Below are 20349 nucleotides of genomic sequence, written 5' to 3'. Positions count from 1 at the left end.
AACCGATCGGACAATCCGCCGGCCGTGCGATGGAGCATATTTTTGGGGAGGCGCCACCTTGGCTGGAATTTTTGAGATCGCCGAGGCGAGCGGGAAGAAGTATTTCTTCAAGCTGACGGCCCCGGACGGAACGGTGGTCGCTGTGTCACCGCTGTTCAACACCGTCAAGAGCGCCGCCGCGGGCATCACCGCTGTGCGGGAGAACGCCGCGACCGGGCTGATCGTCGACAGGTCCCGGGCCAGCAGGCGCGGCCCGGCGACCGAAGCGGAAGAACTGCCTCAGCCGTAAAGCCTGCTCCACGCATCGACGCTGAGCAGGCTGTCGCTGTCCCAGGGGACCGCCCACCCCAGCTGATCGAAGAGCTGGTTGAGGATCATTCCGGTGAAGCCCCAAACCACAACATCGTTGACTGTGAAGGCAGGACTCTGGAAGGTTTGCCCGGCCCGGGACACGGTGGCCATCACGCGGTTGTCCGGATCCAGCAGGTCCCTGACCGGAACCCGGAATACCTGGGCGGACTCGCCGTAGTCCACCACCCGAACTGGCGACTGGGAAGCCCACCAGCCCAAGACCGGCGTCACCAGGAAATTACCGCGGGGAAGGGCAAGTTCGGGCATCACGCCGAGGACTTCGACGCCGGCCGGATCCAGTCCTGTTTCTTCCTCGGCTTCCCGCAGTGCGGCCGCGGTGACGGACTCGCCGGGGTCAATACCGCCGCCGGGGAAAGCGACCTGCCCCGGATGGTCATCCAGGGTCTGGGCACGCTGCAGCAGGAGCACATCCAGATCCGCCGGGGCCAGGAGTTTGACCGAGGTGGCCGGGACTTCGTCCAGCGAGCCAAAAAGCATCAGCACGGCCGCGCGGCGTACCCGATCGCCGGGGCCGACAACGAGTTCCTGCCAGCGCGGATCGGGCGGCAGCGCCGTCCCTGCCGCCACAGCGGCCACCAGATCAATCAGGTCCTGGCGGGCGGTCACAGCGGTTTCCTCTGGGATTCCATCCGGATTTCAGCGGCGCGGTGCGTCTCGGCCAGGAGCTTGGCGAGCAGCTCCTCCTGGCCAGGGGCCAGCTCGTACTTCAGCAGCTTCCGGGCTTTCTCGGGGTCGGTTTCCCCCATGCCATAGCTGGGACACCAGTTCGCGGCAGCACAGGCGCCGCACGCCGGTTTTCGGGAATGGCACACCCGCCGGCCGTGGAACACGACCCGGTGCGAGAGCATCGTCCAGTCGCGGGGCTCGAACAATTCCGCAACATCGGACTCGATCCGTACCGGGTCATCGGACTCGGTCCAGCCGAAACGCCTGGCGAGACGGCCAAAGTGCGTGTCCACGGTGATCCCCGGGATACCAAAGGCGTTACCCAGCACCACGTTCGCGGTCTTCCGCCCGACGCCGGGGAGCGTCACCAGGTCCGCGAGCCGGCCGGGCACCACACCGTCGTACTCATCCACGAGCCGGGTGGCCAGCGCCATCAGGTTCCGGGACTTCGCACGGAAGAACCCGGTGGGTTTGACGATGGCCTCCAGCTCGGCCGGGTCCGCCTCTGCCAGGCTCCGCGCGTCCGGGTAACGGGCGAACAACAGGGGCGTGATCTGGTTGACCGTGACATCCGTGGTCTGAGCGGACAGCACCGTGGCCACGACCAGTTCAAACGGATTGCGGAAGTCGAGTTCGGCGTGGGCGTAGGGGTACTGTTCGGCCAGCGCCTTGTTGATCCGCCGGGCGCGGCGCTTCAACGCCAGCAGCGATTCCCCCGCCGCGCGCGGGCGTGCGCTGGTGGAGATCTTGGCGTGGGCACCGTTGCCCGGCACGACGCCGCCGGCGTAACGGTTGCTGGGCTCAGTGGCCACGGGGCTGGCTAACCGCGTTCGATGTTGCTCAGGTCGCGGAGCAGACCGACCCGGCCGTCGGTGTGCTGGACCAGGAATTCGTCGCCCCGGTCCTCCAGGGCGAGGACCCAGCCGCCTGGTTCAATCACAAAAGCGGCTGCGCCGCTGTGCTCGTCCACTGCAGTACGCGGCTGGGCAACGGCAAACCAGAATGCTTCATGGACAGGCTGGTCTCCGTAGGCCTCGGGGCGGCTGTCCGGGTCGACTGTGGCTCCGATTGGCTCCGCCTGGCGCACCTGCGGGTTCACTGTGGTGGGCATGCTGGCGCTGGATGCTGCGGGGACCTCCGCGGGACGGGTTTCCTCAGCCGCGGCCGGCGCGCTGGCCGGCGCGCTGGTCTGCGCGCTGGTCTGCGCGCTGGTCTGTGCGCTGGTCTGCGCGTCCGCGGCTTGCGCTTCCGGGGCCTGGGCCCCGGCGGCGGAAGTTGCGGCCCGGGGCACAGCGCCGGCGGCTTGGGTCTGCGCCGTGGCCGACGGTGCCGCCGCCACGACAGCAGCGACCTGGGTTGCCGGGGAACCGGCATGCGGGGCGTTCATCGCAGACTGCACGGGTGCCTCCTGAGCCGGGGCCGGCGCCGCGGCCGGCTCAGGGGCGGCAGACTGCCCGCCGGAGGTCATCCGCTTCGCCCAGCCGGCAACAGCGCCGGCGCCGCTGGCTTTTGGCGTCGTCTCATCCGTGGCTTGCCCGGGGGCCATGGGCTCCTTGGGTGCCCGGGGCTTGCGGAAGGGGACCGCTGACTCGCGGGCCACTACGTGGGCAGGCACTTCTGCCCGGCCCAGGAAATCTCCGGCCAAGACCGGAAGCAGCCGGCCCAGCACTGTGGCCACGAAAAGCCCGAGGGCGCCCACGAGTGCCAGCAGCATGGTGGGGACGTAGTCGCCAGCGACGGCGAGGAAGAAGAACGCGACAGCAAAAGATGCCACCACGGAACCGAACTGGTCGACCGAAAGGGAGCCGATCCGGATCTTCGACTCCGGGCTGAGCCGGCGCGCCGCGAACAGGGCGGCAACAGTCACCGGCAGCAGGATTCCGAGCCCCAGGAAAAACAGGCTGCCAAGGTTCCACAGGTTGTAGCGGTCCGCAAACATGGGGATCAGGGAGGCAACAAAGAGAACCAGTGTCGAGCCGAAAACAGTGAGATCACGGACTGTGAACGGTCCGAGGACCGCCGTGTTTTTCTTGCCCGCCACTTTCCCGTTTGCCTTGTCCACGGTGAATCGGGGTGCTTCGCCGTAGCCGCCGGAGCGGTCACCGCCACCGTGGCCCTGGCCTTGGGCGGGCGGCTTTTGCTGGCTGTTTGTTTGCTCGTTCATTCGGTTCTCCTTAGCGTGGCGGCGCCCTGGACAGCGCCGCCTAACGGCAGGCCGAGCACGGACCGCAAGCGGTCCCGTCGCCTCCATCGGATGTCACAACTTCATCTCAGCCTAGTCAAGTGTCCGGCCGATCACTAGCTGACGAGCCGCGGACGGGGCTTCGGAACCGGGCTCGGAAGCCCCGTCCCAACGGTCGCCTTCCCCGCCATTCGGCGCTTAACAAACACCGCTCACGGTTCAGCGTGTGACGCGGCACACGTCCGGAGCGGCGCAGGCGTTAGGGTGTATTTCGGAACAGCTCTCTGCGGCACGTCCGTGACCAGCCGCCACCCGACGTCGTGTATGCGGCCCGGCAGTGCGGCGGAACGGCGGAGCCGCGCAGCAAGGATCGATGAATGATGAGGTTCACCATGTCCCAGCAGACCCCCGGCTCCACGACGACGCAAGTACCGCAAGGCGATGCCTTCGAAAACCTGTCCCAGGAGAACCGTAAGTTCGCCCCCTCCGCCGAATTTGCCGCGCATGCCGTGGTGACCGCCGCTGACTACGCCGAGGCCGACGCCGACCGGCCCGCGTTCTGGGCGAAGCAGGCCCGCGAGCTGCTGACCTGGTCCAAGGACTTCACCCAGGCCCTGGACTGGAGCACACCGCCGTTCGCCAAGTGGTTCGTCGGCGGCGAGATCAACGCGGCCTATAACGCGCTGGACCGTCACGTTGAAAACGGCCACGGCGACCGGGTAGCGATCTACTTCGAAGGCGAACCCGGCGATACCCGCACCTACACGTACGCCCAGCTCACCGAGGAGGTCAAGAAGGCCGCCAACGCCTTCGAATCCCTCGGCGTCGCCAAGGGTGACCGCGTCGCGGTGTACCTGCCGATGATTCCCGAGGCCGTCATTACGCTGTTGGCCTGTGCCCGGATCGGTGCCATCCACTCGGTGGTGTTCGGCGGCTTCTCCGCTGAGGCGCTCCGGTCCAGGATTGACGACGCCGAAGCCAAACTGGTCGTCACTGCGGACGGCACCTACCGCCGCGGCAAGCCCAGCGCCCTCAAACCCGCCGTCGACGAAGCCCTCTCCCACGAAGGATCCGGCAACGGCCACACGGTGCAAAACGTCATAGTCGTAAAGCGCAATGGCCAGGACGTCGATTGGCATGAGGGCCGGGACCACTGGTGGGACGACACGGTCGGGACAGCCTCCGCCGAGCACACCGCCGTCGGGCACGATTCCGAGCACCCGCTGTTTATCCTTTACACCTCTGGCACCACCGGCAAGCCCAAGGGCATCCTGCACACCACCGGCGGCTACCTCGCCCAGGGCGCCTACACCCACAAAGCCGTCTTCGACCTCAAACCCGACACCGACGTGTACTGGTGCACCGCCGACGTCGGCTGGATCACCGGGCACTCCTACGTCGCCTACGCCCCGCTCATTAACGGCGCCACCCAGGTCATCTACGAAGGCACCCCGGACTCCCCGCACCAGGGCCGCTGGTGGGAGATCGTGGAGAAGTACAAGGTCTCCATCCTTTACACCGCCCCCACCGCCATCCGGACCTTCATGAAGTGGGGCAAGGAGATCCCGGCCAAGTCGGACCTGTCCTCGATCCGCGTCCTGGGCTCCGTCGGTGAACCCATCAACCCCGAAGCGTGGATGTGGTACCGCGAGGTCATCGGTGCCAACGCCGGCAAGAACGGTGAGCGCAAGGAAAACCCGGCGCCGATCGTGGACACCTGGTGGCAGACCGAAACCGGCGCGCAGATGATCGCACCGCTGCCGGGGGTGACAGCGACCAAGCCCGGCTCCGCCCAGGTCCCGCTGCCCGGCATCGCCGTGGACGTCGTGGACGAGGCCGGCGAGTCCGTGCCCAACGGCTCCGGCGGCTACCTCGTGATCCGCGAGCCGTGGCCGGCCATGCTGCGCGGCATCTGGGGCGACCCGGAGCGCTTCAAGGAAACGTACTGGTCGCGTTTTGAGACGATGTACTTCGCCGGCGACGGGGCCAAGAAAGACGAGGACGGCGACATCTGGCTGCTGGGCCGGGTCGATGACGTGATGAACATTTCCGGCCACCGCCTCTCCACCGCCGAGATCGAATCGGCGCTGGTCAGCCACCCTGCGGTGGCGGAGGCCGCCGTCGTGGGTGCAGCGGACGAGACCACCGGCCAATCGGTCGTCGCTTTCGTGATCCTGCGCGGGGACGCCGTGGACACCGGGGACGCGATAGTGCAGGAACTCCGGAACCACGTCAGCAAGGAGATCGGGCCGATTGCCAAACCCAAGACCATCCTGGTGGTGCCGGAGCTGCCCAAGACCCGATCCGGGAAGATCATGCGCCGCCTGCTCAAGGACGTCGCGGAAGGCCGCGAAGTCGGCGACGCCACCACCCTGGCTGACAACACCGTGATGGCCCAGATCGCGCAGTCACTAAGAAAGTGAGCAAGGCTCCGGCGGGGGCTGCGCGGTGCCGGAACGTGCAGCGATGACGGATTCGTGTGATGTGTTGGTGGTGGGCGCCGGCCTCGCCGGGTTGCAGTGCGCCCGAGAATTGGAGGCGGCCGGGCGCGGGGTACTGGTCTGGGAAGCCGCCGATGACGTCGGCGGCAGAATCCGGACGGACCGGATCGACGGGTTCCTCGTTGACCGTGGCTTTCAGGTACTGAATCCCGCCTACCCGGCGGTCCGGCGCTGGGTCGATGTCGAGGCGCTGGGCCTTCAGGCCTTCGGTGCCGGCATCCGCGTCCGCCGGCAGGACTCATTGACGGTCCTGGCCCACCCGGTGCGCGAGCCCCGCCTGCTCCTCCAGACCCTGCGCAGCGGCCTCCTTGGCCCCCGCTCCGTCGCGGGACTGCTGCGGTGGGCGGCGCCGGCATTTTCCGGTCCCCGGCGGCGGGGCAAGGATGTTGCGCTGCGGGAAGCCCTGGACCGGGCCGGATGCTCCGGCGGCCTGCGCACGGTGGTGGACAAATTCCTTGCCGGCGTGCTGCTGGAGGACGAGGGCAGCACCTCCAACGACTTTGCCCTGGAACTGTTGCGGGTCTTTGCTGCCGGGGTGCCGGGACTGCCGCGGGACGGTATGCAAGCGCTCCCGCGGCAGTTGGCAGCCGCCCTGAGCGTCCCGGTACGGACCTCGACCCGGGTGGAGTCGATCACGCCGGACGGGAAAGGAACCCTGGTCACCGCCGCGGATTCGGCCATCCGGGCCCGCCACGTTGTTCTTGCCACCGATCCTGTGGACGCCGCCAGGTTGGCGGGGAGCCCTGCGCCAACCATGAAAGGTGTGCTCACGCACTGGTTTGCCGCCGACTCGGCACCCAGCGACGTGAACATGCTATGCGTTGACGGCCGCGGCAACCCCGGCGGCCCGCTGGTCAACGCGGCCGTCATTTCAAACTCGGCGCCGAGCTACGCACCCGCCGGTCGGCATCTGATCCAGACATCAGCACTGTTCGGCCCGGGCCGCCCGGTTCCGGCTGACGACGACGTCCGCCGCCATGCCGGCGAGATTTTCGGCTCCGCCACGGCCGGCTGGGAGCTCGTGGCAAGGCACGAGGTCCCCCGCGCCCTGCCGCTGCAACCACCGCCGCTGCGGTCCCCGGGGCCGGTGGAAGACCTGGCCGGGCCGATCATCTGCGGTGACTACCGGGACGCGGCATCCATCAACGGCGCGCTCGTCAGCGGCCGCCGCGCCGCGTTATCGGTCCTCGGACGGCCTAGGTGACGTTGGCCGTATCGCGCCGGGTCGCAGCGTCACCGGACGTGGTGTGGTCGCTGCTCACGGACATCAGGCAGTGGCCGGAGTGGGGACCGTCAGTCAGAGCCGTCGAGCCTGCCCCGGCCGGGTCAGCTTCCACGGCACTTGGGCTCGGCAGCCGCGGAAAGGTTCGAACCGTCCTGGGTCCGGCGCTGCCGTACACCGTGACAGCTTTTGAGGCCGGACGGTCCTGGTCGTGGTCCGTTGCGGGGATTCCGGCCACCGGGCACCGGGTCATCCCGCAGGACGGCGGCTCCCTCATCACTTTCACCGTCCCCTGGTGGGCAGCTGCCTACCTCCCGGTCTGCGCCCTGGCCCTGCGGCGGATAGAGCGGCTCGCCGCAACCCCACTGACCCGGGGCGCCGCCGACCCGCAACCCCACTGACCCGGGGCGCCGCCGACCCGCAACCCCACTGACCCGGGGCGCCGCCGGACTGTCCGCGTTTGGGTACTTCGCGGGCAACATCAGCGTTCTGCACGGTACAACGCGATAGATTGGCAGGCATGAGCGAAGCCACCACCGACGGCGCCGGCCGCGGCACCATCCTGGTCCTTAACGGGCCCAACCTGAACCTGCTCGGCACCCGCGAGCCCGAGAAATACGGCACGGCAACCCTGGCCGACGTCGAGCAGCTCGCCAAGGACGCCGGCGCGGCGCACGGCCTGGACGTCGAGTGCTTCCAGTCCAACCATGAGGGTGCACTCGTGGATGCCATCCACGCCGCCCGCGGCAAGGCAGTCGGCATTGTCATCAACGCCGGCGCCTACACCCACACCTCCGTGGCGATCCGGGACGCCATCTCCGCCGTGCAGCTGCCCGCCGTCGAGGTCCACATCACGAACGTCCACGCACGCGAGGAATTCCGGCACCACTCGTACCTCTCGGGCATCAGCGCAGCCGTGATCGCCGGCGCCGGGATATTGGGCTACCGGTTCGCCGTCGAGTACCTCGCCGGGCTGCGGGCCGGCCGGAACTGAGCATGGCCGCCGTCGGCACCGCCGGCCGGGAACCGGATCCTGCGGAGTCCCCCACCGGGGAGTGGTACCGGCACTTCGGCACCGTGGACGCGCCCGGCAATTCCGAGTGCTACGCCGAATGGTCTGTGGGCATCGCTGCGGACCCGGAGCTGATTCGGCGGATCGATCAGTGGCCGTACAACAAGCGCCAGCCGCTGCTGATGCTGGCCGCGGCCCGGTTCCTCGGCGCCCGGATCAGCCCCTACCCGGAATTCCGGGCATTCCTGGACGCCCGCTGGGGTGACGTTTCGCGGACAGTGCTCAGCCGCGCAACCCAAACCAATGAGGCCGGGCGTTGCGCCACTTTGCTCCCTTCCCTGGCGCAGGCCGCCGCGTCCGGCAACGGGCGCCCGCTCGCGCTGATCGAAGTCGGCGCCTCAGCCGGGCTCGCACTTTATCCGGACCGCTACGGTTACGCGTTCGACGCCGGCGCCAGCGTCGTGCGGCTGTCCCCGGCGGGCGCCACGCCCGGTAGCTACCCCGTTCTGGGATGCACCGTCACCGGGCCGGCGCCGCTTCCGGCGGACCTGCCGCAAGTCGTGTGGCGGGCGGGGATCGACCTTAATCCCCTGGACGTCAGGAATCCCGGGGACGTCGCGTGGCTGGAGGCGCTGATCTGGCCCGAGCAGGACTTCCGCCGTGAGCGCCTGCGCCGGGCGATCGCCATCGCGCGCTCCGCCCCGCCCCTCCTGGTCTCCGGGGACCTCAACGACCAGCTCCTCGCCCTCGCGGCGCGGGCGCCGTCGGACGCCACACTTGTGGTCTTCCACAGCGCGGTGATGGCCTACCTTGATGCGGAATCCCGCGACCGGTTCCGGGCCACCATGTCCCGGCTCACCGCCGAACGCGGCTGCCACTGGCTCTCCAACGAGGGCCACACCGTCATCGTCCAGGCGGATGGTTCCAGCGTGGTCCCGGAGATGGACGAGGCCCGGCTCCGCGGCCGGTTCCTGCTGCTGCACAATGGTGCACCGGTGGCGATCACCGGACCGCACGGCCAAAGCCTCGACTGGCTCTAGCGCACTATTTCTGGATGCACTGGCCCGGCGAGACGGCACTGCCGAGACCTGGAGCTTGGGCGGCAACCGGTCCCAGATCGGACATTGTGATGGCGTAACCGAGCGAGGTATCCCCCGTGGCCTTGGCAAAAATCACCCCGGCGACCCGGCCGTCGGTGGTCAGCAGCGGGCCTCCCGAGTTGCCCGGCTGGACATCCCCGGCGAGCCGGTAGACGTCTTCCGGTACGGGGTTGTTGCCGTAGATGTCCGGGACCAGCACCGTCGTAATGTCCTGTACGGTGGCGGGTTTGGACTGGAACGGACCGCCGTGGGGGTACCCGGCAAACGCGGCCGGGCTGCCGGCGGGCAGTTCAGCGCCGAGGGGCAGCACGGCCGACCGCAGTCCGTCCACGGCCACCACGGCGAGGTCGTGCCGGCTGTCGAAGTACACCACACGGCCGGGCAACGCTCCGCCGCCGGGGATCTCAACGACCGGTTCCGGTACGCCGGCCACCACATGGGCATTCGTCACCACCCGGCCGGGCGAGACCACAAAGCCCGTTCCGGTCTGGTTTTGTCCGCACTGGTAGGCAGTCCCCGTGATCTTCAGCACGGAGGCCGCCGCGTTGTTCAGGGCCGGAGTATCGGTGCTGGCATCCGGGACAGCTACCGGCTGGCCTTGGCCTATTCCCTCGAAAAGAGTCGGAATGCCCTCGCCGATCACAGCGGAGCGGAGCTGGGCCATCGAAGTCTTTACCGGCACGGGGGTCACGCCGTCGATGAAGCGGATCACCTTGGACTCGGCCAGCGGCTGGGAAACAAAGGGAACACCGAGCGCACCGATGCTGAAGGCCAGCATCGACATCACAAGGGCGGCGACCACCACATTAACGCCGCCGCCGGCCAACCGGTCGACGGAGCGCAGCGGGCTGATCCGCACGATGCTGCGGATCCGGCGGCCGATTGCGGTGCCCAGCCCGTGGCCCAGGACCATCAGCAGCACCGCGGTGGCGATGATCGCCGTGAGGCGCCAGCCGCTGTCCGCCACCAGACCGCTGACGATCGGGACAGACACAAACGCCGCCACGGCGCCCGCAGCAAATCCGGCGATGCCGCCGACAGTGACGAGGAAACCGCTGCGCAGGCCGTGGAACAGGTAGGACAGCAGCGTCAGGATCAATACGAGGTCCAAGATGGTCAAGCCGAACACCGACGCTCCTTACAGGCAGGTAAGCCCCAATTCTACCGGTGGGGGCTGACAGTTTACCGACCACCTGTCGGACCTTTGGCGGGCTCCGGGTTTCCTCCGGCCGGATATTTGGCGCGTCTCAGTGCCAACTACGTCACAGACGCGCCAAAATTCTGAAAGAATAGCGGAAGCGCCCCAGCCGACACACCTAGTCAGGAGATTTTATGGATATCGAGGTATTGCGCCGCGCCCCCCTTTTCGCCACGCTCGACGACGAGGCGTTCCGTCTGCTGACGGACGAACTCACCGAGGTGGACCTCTCACGCGGAGCTTCGGTATTCCGGGAAGGCGACCAGGGCGACCAGCTCTACTTCATCGTCTCCGGCAAGGTTAAGCTCGGACGCACGTCCCCGGACGGCCGGGAGTCACTGCTCGCGATCCTCGGCCCGGGCGAGCTCTTCGGCGAAATGGCACTGTTCGATCCGAGCCCGCGTACCGCCACAGCCACGGCCGTCTCGGAAACGCGGCTGGCAGGGCTGAAAAACGAGAGCCTCAACGCCCTCCTTCGCACCCGCCCGGAGGTTTCGGCCCAGCTGCTGCAGGCCCTGGCCCGACGCCTTCGCCGCACTAACGATTCCCTCTCCGACCTGGTCTTCTCTGACGTTCCGGGCCGCGTCGCCAAGGCGTTGCTGGACCTCGCTGACCGCTTTGGCCGCCCCGCGACCGACGGCGTCCTGGTGGCCCACGAACTCACCCAGGAAGAGCTCGCGCAGCTGGTCGGCGCGTCCCGCGAAACGGTCAACAAGGCCCTCGCGGAATTCGTCCAGCGCGGCTGGCTGCGGCTGGAAGCCCGCGCCGTTGTGATCCTCGACATGCAGCGCCTCCGCCAGCGTTCCCGTTAGGCCTGTTTGGCAACACACCGAAGGCCGGCCCGTAACAACGGAGCCGGCCTTCGGCGGTTAAGGGGGCACGGCCATCTGCGCGGCGGGAGATGCCCATTCCCGGCCGCACCCGCGGGACATGCCCATCCCTGGCGGCCAAGACTGCGCACAACACCACCATGCCCAACGGTCCGAGCTGGCGCAGGACATGTCCAGTGGCCCGGCCGCGTGTCCGCTGAGCATGTCCAGTGGCAGCACCGGGTTGATGTGGGGCGGTGCGTCAGCGTTCGCGCTGGGGTTCGCCGACGACGGTTTTGGCCGCCTCGACCTCGAGCATTAGCCGGCCGTCTTCATCGATCAGTTTCGGCTGGTAGACGTGGGCCTTGCGTTTGTAGCTCAGGTACGCGATGCAGCCGTTCGCGGCAGCCATCTTCTCCAGCATGATCTCCGAGCCGGGCACCAGAAGCTGGCCGAGCGTCCGCCCCGCTGTGTTCTCCTGCCCAACCTCATCGCCGAGTGCCGGGGTGTTCCGTCCGTCAACGACCTTCCGGACGCAGACCCACCGGCCCCAGACACCCTTGCTCGCCAGCAACGACGGCTGCTGGTTCACCGGCACAGTGGCCGCAAAGTAGCGGGTGTTGAACCGGCGGTGGGCGAAGTCCGGACTCAGCCAGTTCACCAGCGGCCTCAACAGGTCCGTCCGCACGGAGAGCCCCCGTTTGGCGAGCACCTCGGTGAAGGATTTCTCCTGCTCCGCCACCGCCACGCGCGCCCGCATCCATTCTGCCGTGGACGTCGCCTCCACCGTGCTGGAGAGGTCGGTCCCGGCCAGCAGGATGCCGGTTTCCTCGAACAGTTCGCGGATGGCGCCCACCACGTGGCGGCGCGCCAGTCCGACGTCGGCTGTCCCCATAAAGTCTGCCCAATACTGCGGTGAGGGGCCAAGCCATCCGACGGCGTCGTGGTCGGAAGCCTCCAACGAACCGCCCGGGAAAGCGAGGACACCCAACGGCGACGAGCCGGGACGGTAACCCAGCCAGGTCTCCAGCCCGGTGGGCGAATCACGCAGCAGCACCACCGAGGACGCAAAGCGCGGCGCACGGGGGGTCCGCTCGCCGTGTTCAATCCAGCTGCGGGCGGCCCCCTCAAGATCGGGGGGAAGGGCAAAGAGGCGTCGGGCTAACTGAGGCAAGGGAACTGACCTCTACGCGAATTCAGCGATCAGTTCGACTTCTACCGGCGAGTCGAGCGGAAGGACGGCAACGCCGACGGCGGACCTTGCATGCTGGCCGGCGTCGCCGAGGACCTTGCCGAGGAGTTCGGATGCGCCGTTGATAACGCCGGGCTGGCCCGTAAAGGACGGGTCGGAGGCTACGAAGCCGACAACTTTGACAATCCGGGTGATGCGGTCAAGGTCGCCGATGACGCTTTTGACGGCGGCGAGTGCGTTGACTGCACACACGGCGGCATACTGCTTGGCAGCTTCCGGGGAAACCGTGGCCTCGTCCGAGGCGCCTTCGGCACCGGAGGACACCTTGCCGGTCTCCTCCAGTTTGCCGCCGATAAACGGCAACTGGCCGGAGGTGTAGACGTGGTTGCCCGAGATCACCGCAGGAACGTAGGCCGCCACCGGGGCGGCCACGTCAGGCAGGGTCAGCCCGAGCTCGGCAAGGCGCTGCTCGACGGCGGACGGCGCGCCGGTGACGGCGGTGCTGTGGGCCTGCGTTCCGGAGACCGCCGGTGCGCCCGGAGCGGCGGATGGTGTGGTGCTCATGGCTACTGCTTCTCCCGCTTCAGGTACGCAACCAGGCCGTTGCCCTCGGGGCCCGGGACTACCTGGACAAGTTCCCAGCCGTCGTCACCCCACTGGTCCAGAATCTGCTTCGTGGCGTGGATAATGAGCGGAATCGTGGCGTACTCCCATTTGGTCATGAGCTAAAGCCTAGTCCTTGCCGGTAAAGTGGAAAACATGGCGACTGGTAAGAACCCTCTATTTGACACGGCCACCACCCTCGGAAAGATCCTTCTTTTCCTGGGCGTGAGCGCCGTTTGCGGTGTCCTGGTGGCGGGACTGCTAGTCCCCGCGGCCGCCGTTACCGGCAGTTCGGCCAGCGGATCGATCAAGTTCTTCGAGACCCTGCCGGCCGAACTGCAGGTGGACCCGCCCAGCCAGTCGACGACGATCCTGGCCTCCGACGGCAGTGTGATCGCCAGCCTCTTCGCGGAAAACCGCACCAAAGTTTCCCTCGACCAGATGTCGCCGTTCGTCAAGGACGCAGTCATCGCCATCGAGGACAGCCGTTTCTACGAGCACGGCGGCGTGGACACCACCGGCATCATGCGCGCCCTCGTCAGCACCGCGCGCGGCAACAAGCAGGGCGCGTCGACCATCACGCAGCAGTACGTCAACAACGTCATCAACTCCTCCCTCGAGGCCGAGGGCAAGGGCGACCAAGTCCTCCTCAACGGCGTGAACAAGGGCGTCGGTGACAAACTGCGGGAAATGAAGCTCGCCATCGCCCTGGAGAAGAAGCTCACTAAGGAGCAGATCCTCGAGGGCTACCTCAACATCGTCTTCTTCAACCGGGATGCTTACGGAATCGAAGCCGCTTCGAAGTTCTTCTTCAGCACCACCGCCAAGGACCTCAGCCTCCCGCAGGCTGCGCTGCTGGCCGGCCTGGTTAACAGTCCGTCGTTCTACGATCCGATTACCAACCCGGAGAACGCTAAGGTCCGCCGCGACCTGGTGCTCAAGGCGATGCTCACGCAAGGCAAGATCCAGCAGGCGGCCTACGACAGCGCCGTCGCCACTCCGGTGGAAACGAAGGTTACGCCGGCGCGCCAGGGCTGTGCCTATTCGGCGACCGCCCCATATTTCTGCGACTACGTGCTGCACCTGCTGCTCAACAACCCGGCCTACGGCGCCGACGCCGATGCCCGGGTCCGGAAGGTCTTCCGCGGCGGCCTGACCATTAAGACGACGCTTGACCCCAACGCCCAGGCCGTGGCCCAGGCCCAGGTTGAAGGCTCCGCCGGGGCGAACCCGGATAAATGGGGCGCCTCCCTTGTCTCCGTGCAGCCCGGTTCCGGCAAGATCATCTCCATGGCCCAGAACACCCAGTTCCTGGAGGCCGAAGGCAAATTCAACAACGTGATCAATTTCAACGTTGACATGAAGGACGCCAAGGGCAACGACCTCGGCGGACTGGGCGGCTTCCAGCCCGGTTCCACGATGAAGCCGTTCACCTTCGCCGAATGGCTCGACGAGGGCCGGTCCATGAACACAGTCCTCAACGGCGCCGTGCGCAGGTACCCGTTGAACTACAGGTGGCGGAACACCTGCCCCGCACCGGTGGACGGGGCCTACAACACGGCGGAAAAGGGACTCGGCGCGGCCGATGACCTGCAGAACGCCGAAGAGGGCTACTACAAGAACATGACAGTCGTTGACGGCCTGGCGAACTCCATCAACACGATGACCTTCGCAACCGCGGCACAGGTGGACCTCTGCGGGATCCAAAAGATCGTCGACGCCGTCGGCATCCACGCCGGCCAGACCAACGAGCCGGTGCCCATGACGACCTTGTCCAACCTGATCGGCGCCACCCAGACCTCGCCGCTGACCATGGCCAGCGCGTTCGCGACCTTCGCCAACGACGGCAAGTACTGCGAGCCGATCGCCATTGAGTCGGTAACTGACGCGACCGGTGCAGCCATGCCGGCACAGGCCCCCAGCTGCCGCGACGCGATCAAACCGGAAGTCGCCCGCGGCGTGAGCTACGCGCTGCAGGAAGTCCTCAACCGCGGCTCCGGCTCGCTGATCCAGCCCCGGATCTCCACCCGGACCAGCTTCCCGATCGCGGCCAAGACCGGCACCAACGACCCCAACAACTCCACCTGGGTGGTCGGCTACACCTCCGGCCTGGCGACGGCATCGTGGTTCGGAGACGCACTCGGCGGCCAGGACCGGCCGGGACGCAACCTCACGTTCAACGGCAAGTTTTACCAGGCAATCGACGGGTATATGATTGCGGGTCCGCAGTTCTCGAACTACATGACCCAGGTGGCCCCGGCCTACGGCACCAACCCGTTCACGGCGCCGCCGTCGAACATGGTGACCGGCCCGGCACCGGCGCCCCGGCCGAGCACACAGTCGACGCCGGCACCGTCTGCCCCCGCTCCTGCCCCGGCTCCGTCCACACCGGCTGCGGCCCCCGCCCCGTCGGCGCCCGCTGAGCAGCCGGGCAACGCTGCCGCGCCCAAGCCGTGACGGCCCAAAACCAGTTAACCGGCCGCGCCCGACGCATCGGACGCGGCCTGGCCGTGTCCGCCGCGACCGGAGCCGCCACCGGCGCCGTCGCCGCCGGGTACGGGCTCTGGGAAAAGAACCAGTTTGTTGTGCGCGAAGAGACCCTGCCGATCCTCCCGGCCGGGTACGGTCCCATCCGTGTGCTGCACCTGAGCGATATCCACTTTGTCCCCGGACAGCACCGCAAGGCAGCGTGGCTGTCCTCGCTGGCCGGCCTGGAACCGGACCTGGTGGTGAACACCGGCGACAACCTCAGCCACGTCAACGCGGTGGACCCGCTTTTGGACTCGCTGCGTCCGCTGCTGAAGTTTCCCGGAGTCTTCGTCCCGGGGTCCAATGATTACTTCGCCCCGCGGCTGAAGAACCCGGCGTCGTATTTCCTGGGACCCTCCTCGAGCCCCAAGGGGCCGACCAAACTGGATTGGCCACGGCTGCGTTCGGGCTTTGGGATGGGCGGCTGGCTGGACTTGACCAACCGCTGCCAGTCCCTGGTGGTCAAAGGCTTGCGTCTTGACTTCTCCGGCGTCGACGATCCGCACCTGGGCCTTGAACGGTACGCCGGCTGGCCCCGCGGCACTAGGGGCCAGGATGCCAAACCGCACCTCCGGGTCGCGGTCATCCACGCCCCATACCAGCGCGTCCTGGACCACTTCACCGAGGACGGCGCCGATCTCCTGCTGGCCGGGCATACCCATGGCGGCCAGATCTGCCTGCCGGGGTTCGGTGCCCTCGTCGTCAACTGCGACCTCCCGACCTGGCGCGCCAAGGGCCTGCATGACTGGAACAGCAAGGGACGCACGACGCCGGTAAACGTCTCCGGCGGTATCGGCACCTCGCGCTTTGCCCCGGTCCGGATCGCCTGCAAGCCTGAAGCCGTGTTGCTGACGCTTACTGCGCAGCCCTGAGCCCGAGCCTCCGCCGCGCAGTGGACATGCCCGCCGGCAGCCTTCCCGGCTGGACATAATGGGCATATGTCCACCCTTCGCGCGCAGGAGTGGACATGCGCCGAGGGAAGCGCGGATTGTGTCCGCTCTCCGCGCCCGGAAGTGGACATGTCCGGTGGGGCAGCGGGGTTGATGTCCACTTTCAGCAGCCACGGGTGGACATGTCCCTGACGGGCCAAGCACCGTCCGAGCATTGCGGAACGTAATTACTGGACGAAATCCTGCCCTCCGCCGGTGTCCATGTGAACCGGCTCACGCAATGGCCTAGGGTAGTTGCTACAGGAAACTACATCCAGTTGCGCCGGCCCGCTGCCGTCGCGTGTGAAGAAGTCAGGCATGGCCCAGCAGACCTCATTTTTCTCCTCCATCAGCCGCCTTTACCCCCACGTTCAGCCGATTATTCCGCGGCTGGCCCTGGGCCTGCTTTCCGCCTTGCTGGCAAGCCTGGTGGCTCTGGCCATCCCCCAGGTGCTGCGGGTGCTGATCAACCAGTCCCTCCGGCCCGGCGGGAGTGCGGACGCAGTCTGGATCGCTTCCCTCGTTATTCTGGGCCTGGGCATAGCTGAAGCCGGCCTGGTAGCCCTGCGGCGGCAATTCGTGATCAACCCGGCCACCACTGTTGAGACCCGAATGCGGGTGTCCCTCTACGACCATCTGCAGGATCTGACAGTTTCCTTCCACGAACGCTGGGGCTCCGGTCAGCTGCTCTCCCGCGCCATGACGGACCTGAACTTCCTGCGCCGTTGGATGGCCTTCGGCGCCATTATGCTCGTGGTCACCACCCTGACGGTGGTGATCGGCGTTGTGGTGATGTTCACGATGAGCTGGCAGCTGGCCCTGATTTTCCTCGCCGCCGCAGTGCCGCTTATGATCAACGGTTTCCGTTTCCGCACCCGCTTCAGCAAGGTGGCGCGCCGCAGCGCGGACCAGGCCGGCGACCTCGCCACCACTGTCGAGGAATCGGTCCACGGGATCCGGGTGCTCAAGGCATTCGGCCGCAGCCGCGAGGCGTTGGAGAATTTCAACGAGCAGGCCGAAGGCCTCCGCCAGACGGAGATAGTTAAGGCCAAGCACCTGGCTACCTTCAGCCTGGTGGTCACCCTGCTGCCCGAGCTCGCCCTCGGCGCCGGCCTCGTCGCCGGTCTTATGCTCGCCTCCACCGGCGCGCTGAGCATCGGCGCCCTGGTGGCGTTCTTCGCCACCGCTGCCGTCATCGCCACTCCGGTGGAGTTCAGCGGCTTGCTTCTGGCCATGGCCCTGACCGCCAAGACGGCCGTGGACCGGCACTTTGAGGTGATGGACTCGGTGAACACCATCACCAGTCCCGAACATCCCCGCCGCCCCGAGGCCCTGACCGGCGCCCTGCGCTTCAACAGCGCCGGGTTCGCCTATGAGGACGCCCCGGACAAACCGATCCTCCGGAACATCAATCTTGACATCAGGCCCGGCGAAACGATGGCACTGGTGGGGATCACGGGCAGCGGCAAAAGCGCCTTGCTCCAGCTGGTGCCCCGGCTGCACGACGTCACTGCCGGTTCCATCACCATCGACGGGGTCGATCTGCGCGAATTCAGCGTCGAGGAGCTACGCACGGTTGTCGCCGTCGCCTTCGAGGACACCACCTTGTTCTCCAGCTCGGTCCGTGACAACGTGATGCTCGGCGCACCGGAAAACCACACGGCCGAGCGCCGCGAGGAGGCCCTCGCGGAGGCCCTCGACGTCGCCCAGGCCCACTTCGTATACTCGCTGCCGGACGGGCTCGACACCCTGATCGGCGAGGAGGGGCTCAGCCTCTCCGGCGGCCAGCGGCAGCGGCTCGCCCTGGCCCGCGCCATCGCTGCCGGGCCAAAGGTCCTGGTCCTGGACGACCCGCTCTCTGCCCTTGACGTCAACACCGAGGAACGAGTCGAGACCCGGTTGCGCGAGGTGCTCGCCGACACCACCACCCTGATCGTGGCCCACCGGCCGTCCACCGTGGCGCTGGCGGACCGGGTGGCGCTGCTGGAGGACGGCGGGATCGCCGCCGTCGGAACCCACACCGAACTGCTCGCGGCGAACCGCCACTACCGGCATGTGATCGCCAGCCTCGACCCGGAGCCCCGGGACCTGGACTCCGATCTGGTGGACTCGGACCTGACAAGCCTCAACGAAGAGGAGGTTTCCCGATGAGCAGCACAACTTTCGGCACCGCGAACGAGGACAACGCGCACCTGTCCAGGACCGAGAGCAAGACGGTGCGCCGCCGGTCCCTGGTCCTGCTTGGTTCGCTGATCCGCCCGGTCCGACGGCGGTTCTGGCTGACCATTGCCGCCGTGGTGCTGTCCCAGGCCGCACGGGTCGCCGGGCCGGCGCTGATCGCATTCGGCATCGACGGAGCCCTGCCGGCCCTGACTGCGGGCGACAACCTTCCGCTCCTGTTCACCGGCGCAGCCTACCTCGCAGCCGCCGTTGCGACGGCGGGCCTCACCGCCGTGTACGTGACCTCGACCGCACGGCTGAGCCAGGCGATGTTGCTCGACCTCCGGGTCCGGGTCTTCCGGCACACCCAGCGGCTCAGCCTCGAATTCCACGAAAAGTACACCTCGGGGCGCATCATCGCCCGCCAGACCTCGGACCTTGAGGCGCTGCGCGAACTCCTGGATTCCGGAATCAGCTCCCTGTCCTCGGGGATCCTGTTTATGCTCTTCACCGCGGTGACGGTGTTCGCCCTCGACTGGCGCAGCGGCCTGCTGATTCTGGCCGCAGGGCTGCCGATGTTCTTGCTGGCCCGCTGGTACCAGAAACACTCTCAGATCGCATTCCGTGAATCCCGCGCCGTCTCGGCCCGCCTGATTGTCCATTTTGTCGAAACCATGACCGGAATCCGGGCGGTCAAGGCCTTTCGGAAGGAACGCGACAACGCCGCACGGTATGCCGAACTCTCCGAGGACTACCGCCAGGTCACGGTCCGGTCCATCAATCTCAGCGGCATCTTCCAGCCCGGCCTGGTGCTGATCGGCAATGTCTGCGTCGCCGTCGTCCTGCTGCTCGGCGGTTTCCGGGTGCTCGGCGGAGACCTTGCCGTCGGTGTGCTGCTGGCCCTGATCCTGTCCACTAAACGCTTCTTCCAGCCGGTGGACCAGATGGCCATGTTCTACAACTCCTTCCAGAGCGCCCAGGCGGCGCTGGAGAAGGTCTCCGGGCTGCTCGAGGAGGTCCCCACCGTCCGGCCGCCCAAAAACCCGGTGGCCCTGCACCGGGCCAAGGGCACCATCGACTTCAACGGCGCCGAGTTCCGCTACGGCACCGGGCCGCTCATCATTCCCACCCTGGATCTGCATATTCCTGCCGGCCAGACGGTGGCCCTGGTGGGCCAAACCGGTGCCGGAAAATCCACCCTTGCTAAGCTGATCGCCCGCTTCTACGACGTCTCCGCGGGCTCCCTGACGCTAGACGGCGTGGATCTGCGGGAGCTGACGACGGCGGACCTGCGGCGCAACGTCGTGATGGTCACCCAGGAGGCGTTCCTGTTCAGCGGCTCCGCGGCGGACAATATCGCCCTGGGGCGTCCCACGGCCTCCCGGGATGAGATCGAAGCCGCCGCCAGGGCGGTAGGCGCGCACGATTTCATCCTGGCGCTTCCGGAAGGCTACGACACGGACGTCAACAAACGCGGCGGCCGGGTTTCGGCCGGTCAGCGCCAACTGATCAGCTTCGCCCGGGCGTTCCTGGCCCGCCCTGCCGTGCTGATCCTGGACGAGGCCACGTCTTCGCTGGACATCCCGTCCGAACGCCTCGTGCAGGCCGGCCTCGCGGGTCTGCTGCAGGGGGCCGGGGCGGACTCCGGCCGGACCGCCCTTATCATCGCGCACCGCCTGTCCACGGTGGAAACCGCCGACCGGGTGCTGGTGGTCCAGGACGGGCGGGTAGTCGAGGACGGCACCCCGGCGGAGCTAATCGGCGGCGGCGGACGCTTTGCCCGGCTCCACGGTGCCTGGAAGGATTCGCTGGTCTAGCCCTTCGGCGCAGCGAGACCCGCGGTTCGATTTCGCATCCGGGGCCACCATCGGATA

At 67.3% G+C, this 20349-nt stretch carries 18 protein-coding genes; 11 read left to right on the top strand and 7 right to left on the bottom strand.

Annotation, left to right across the window (positions count from 1 at the left end; all coding sequences use genetic code 11):
• Positions 1-58: 58 nt before the first annotated feature.
• A complete protein-coding gene (locus QMG72_RS14240) occupies positions 59-289 on the top strand; it encodes a YegP family protein (protein WP_253032009.1) in 231 nt (76 codons plus the stop codon).
• Here the strand turns inward: QMG72_RS14240 and QMG72_RS14235 are convergent.
• Genes QMG72_RS14235 through QMG72_RS14225 form a run of 3 tightly spaced genes read right to left on the bottom strand, consistent with a single transcriptional unit; the run spans position 280 to position 3202 of the window.
• Complete coding sequence (locus tag QMG72_RS14235) at positions 280-978, bottom strand: NUDIX hydrolase (protein WP_282358680.1); 699 nt, start codon at positions 976-978, stop codon at positions 280-282. The genes QMG72_RS14240 and QMG72_RS14235 overlap by 10 nt on opposite strands.
• A complete protein-coding gene (gene nth, locus QMG72_RS14230; protein ID WP_502934663.1) occupies positions 975-1811 on the bottom strand; it encodes an endonuclease III in 837 nt (278 codons plus the stop codon). Before nth ends, QMG72_RS14235 begins: the two co-directional genes overlap by 4 nt.
• Before the next feature lie 47 nt (positions 1812-1858).
• Positions 1859-3202, bottom strand: a complete 1344-nt coding sequence (locus QMG72_RS14225; RefSeq protein ID WP_282358681.1) for a hypothetical protein — start codon at positions 3200-3202, stop codon at positions 1859-1861.
• 410 nt (positions 3203-3612) lie between these two features.
• Between QMG72_RS14225 and acs the strand changes: the two genes are divergently transcribed.
• The 5 genes from acs (at position 3613) to QMG72_RS14200 (ending at position 8995) form a co-directional block, all read left to right on the top strand.
• Entirely contained in the window at positions 3613-5643 is a 2031-nt protein-coding gene (gene acs / locus QMG72_RS14220) for an acetate--CoA ligase (RefSeq protein WP_283480889.1), read from the top strand.
• 43 nt (positions 5644-5686) lie between these two features.
• Positions 5687-6925 carry a protoporphyrinogen/coproporphyrinogen oxidase gene (locus QMG72_RS14215; protein ID WP_282358683.1) on the top strand — a complete coding sequence of 413 codons (1239 nt, stop codon included), beginning with the start codon at positions 5687-5689 and terminating at the stop codon, positions 6923-6925.
• Complete coding sequence (locus tag QMG72_RS14210; protein ID WP_226775468.1) at positions 6922-7344, top strand: SRPBCC family protein; 423 nt, start codon at positions 6922-6924, stop codon at positions 7342-7344. Before QMG72_RS14215 ends, QMG72_RS14210 begins: the two co-directional genes overlap by 4 nt.
• 119 nt (positions 7345-7463) lie before the next feature.
• Positions 7464-7937, top strand: a complete 474-nt coding sequence (gene aroQ / locus QMG72_RS14205) for a type II 3-dehydroquinate dehydratase (protein WP_226775467.1) — start codon at positions 7464-7466, stop codon at positions 7935-7937.
• 2 nt (positions 7938-7939) lie between these two features.
• Positions 7940-8995 carry a DUF2332 domain-containing protein gene (locus QMG72_RS14200; RefSeq protein WP_282358686.1) on the top strand — a complete coding sequence of 352 codons (1056 nt, stop codon included), beginning with the start codon at positions 7940-7942 and terminating at the stop codon, positions 8993-8995.
• 4 nt (positions 8996-8999) lie between these two features.
• Here the strand turns inward: QMG72_RS14200 and QMG72_RS14195 are convergent, their stop codons facing one another.
• Positions 9000-10184 (bottom strand): MarP family serine protease, encoded by a 1185-nt coding sequence (locus QMG72_RS14195; RefSeq protein WP_282358687.1) that lies wholly within the window; start codon positions 10182-10184, stop codon positions 9000-9002.
• Between the two features lie 203 nt (positions 10185-10387).
• Here QMG72_RS14195 and QMG72_RS14190 point away from each other — a divergent pair, with 203 nt between their 5' ends.
• Positions 10388-11065: a Crp/Fnr family transcriptional regulator gene (locus QMG72_RS14190; protein ID WP_011693220.1), complete on the top strand. Its 678-nt coding sequence runs from the start codon at positions 10388-10390 to the stop codon at positions 11063-11065.
• 259 nt (positions 11066-11324) lie between these two features.
• Here QMG72_RS14190 and QMG72_RS14185 read toward each other — a convergent pair whose 3' ends face one another.
• Genes QMG72_RS14185 through sp36 form a run of 3 tightly spaced genes read right to left on the bottom strand, consistent with a single transcriptional unit; the run spans position 11325 to position 12976 of the window.
• Complete coding sequence (locus tag QMG72_RS14185) at positions 11325-12236, bottom strand: NUDIX hydrolase (RefSeq protein ID WP_282358705.1); 912 nt, start codon at positions 12234-12236, stop codon at positions 11325-11327.
• 12 nt (positions 12237-12248) lie between these two features.
• Positions 12249-12818: a RidA family protein gene (locus QMG72_RS14180; protein WP_282358706.1), complete on the bottom strand. Its 570-nt coding sequence runs from the start codon at positions 12816-12818 to the stop codon at positions 12249-12251.
• A 2-nt stretch (positions 12819-12820) separates the two neighbouring features.
• Complete coding sequence (gene sp36 / locus QMG72_RS14175) at positions 12821-12976, bottom strand: Sp36 family protein (RefSeq protein WP_144671455.1); 156 nt, start codon at positions 12974-12976, stop codon at positions 12821-12823.
• 37 nt (positions 12977-13013) lie between these two features.
• Here sp36 and QMG72_RS14170 point away from each other — a divergent pair, with 37 nt between their 5' ends.
• From QMG72_RS14170 to QMG72_RS14155, 4 genes are all read left to right on the top strand, one after another.
• Entirely contained in the window at positions 13014-15314 is a 2301-nt protein-coding gene (locus QMG72_RS14170) for a transglycosylase domain-containing protein (RefSeq protein WP_282358709.1), read from the top strand.
• Positions 15311-16258 (top strand): metallophosphoesterase, encoded by a 948-nt coding sequence (locus QMG72_RS14165; protein ID WP_226775461.1) that lies wholly within the window; start codon positions 15311-15313, stop codon positions 16256-16258. Before QMG72_RS14170 ends, QMG72_RS14165 begins: the two co-directional genes overlap by 4 nt.
• Before the next feature lie 375 nt (positions 16259-16633).
• Complete coding sequence (locus QMG72_RS14160; protein WP_226775460.1) at positions 16634-18466, top strand: ABC transporter ATP-binding protein; 1833 nt, start codon at positions 16634-16636, stop codon at positions 18464-18466.
• A complete protein-coding gene (locus tag QMG72_RS14155) occupies positions 18463-20292 on the top strand; it encodes an ABC transporter ATP-binding protein (protein WP_283480864.1) in 1830 nt (609 codons plus the stop codon). The genes QMG72_RS14160 and QMG72_RS14155 overlap by 4 nt, the downstream gene beginning before the upstream one ends.
• Positions 20293-20349 lie beyond the last annotated feature (57 nt).

This window comes from Pseudarthrobacter sp. PH31-O2, assembly GCF_030063265.1.
Lineage (GTDB): Bacteria > Actinomycetota > Actinomycetes > Actinomycetales > Micrococcaceae > Arthrobacter.
This window is presented reverse-complemented; position numbering and strand designations above follow the sequence as displayed.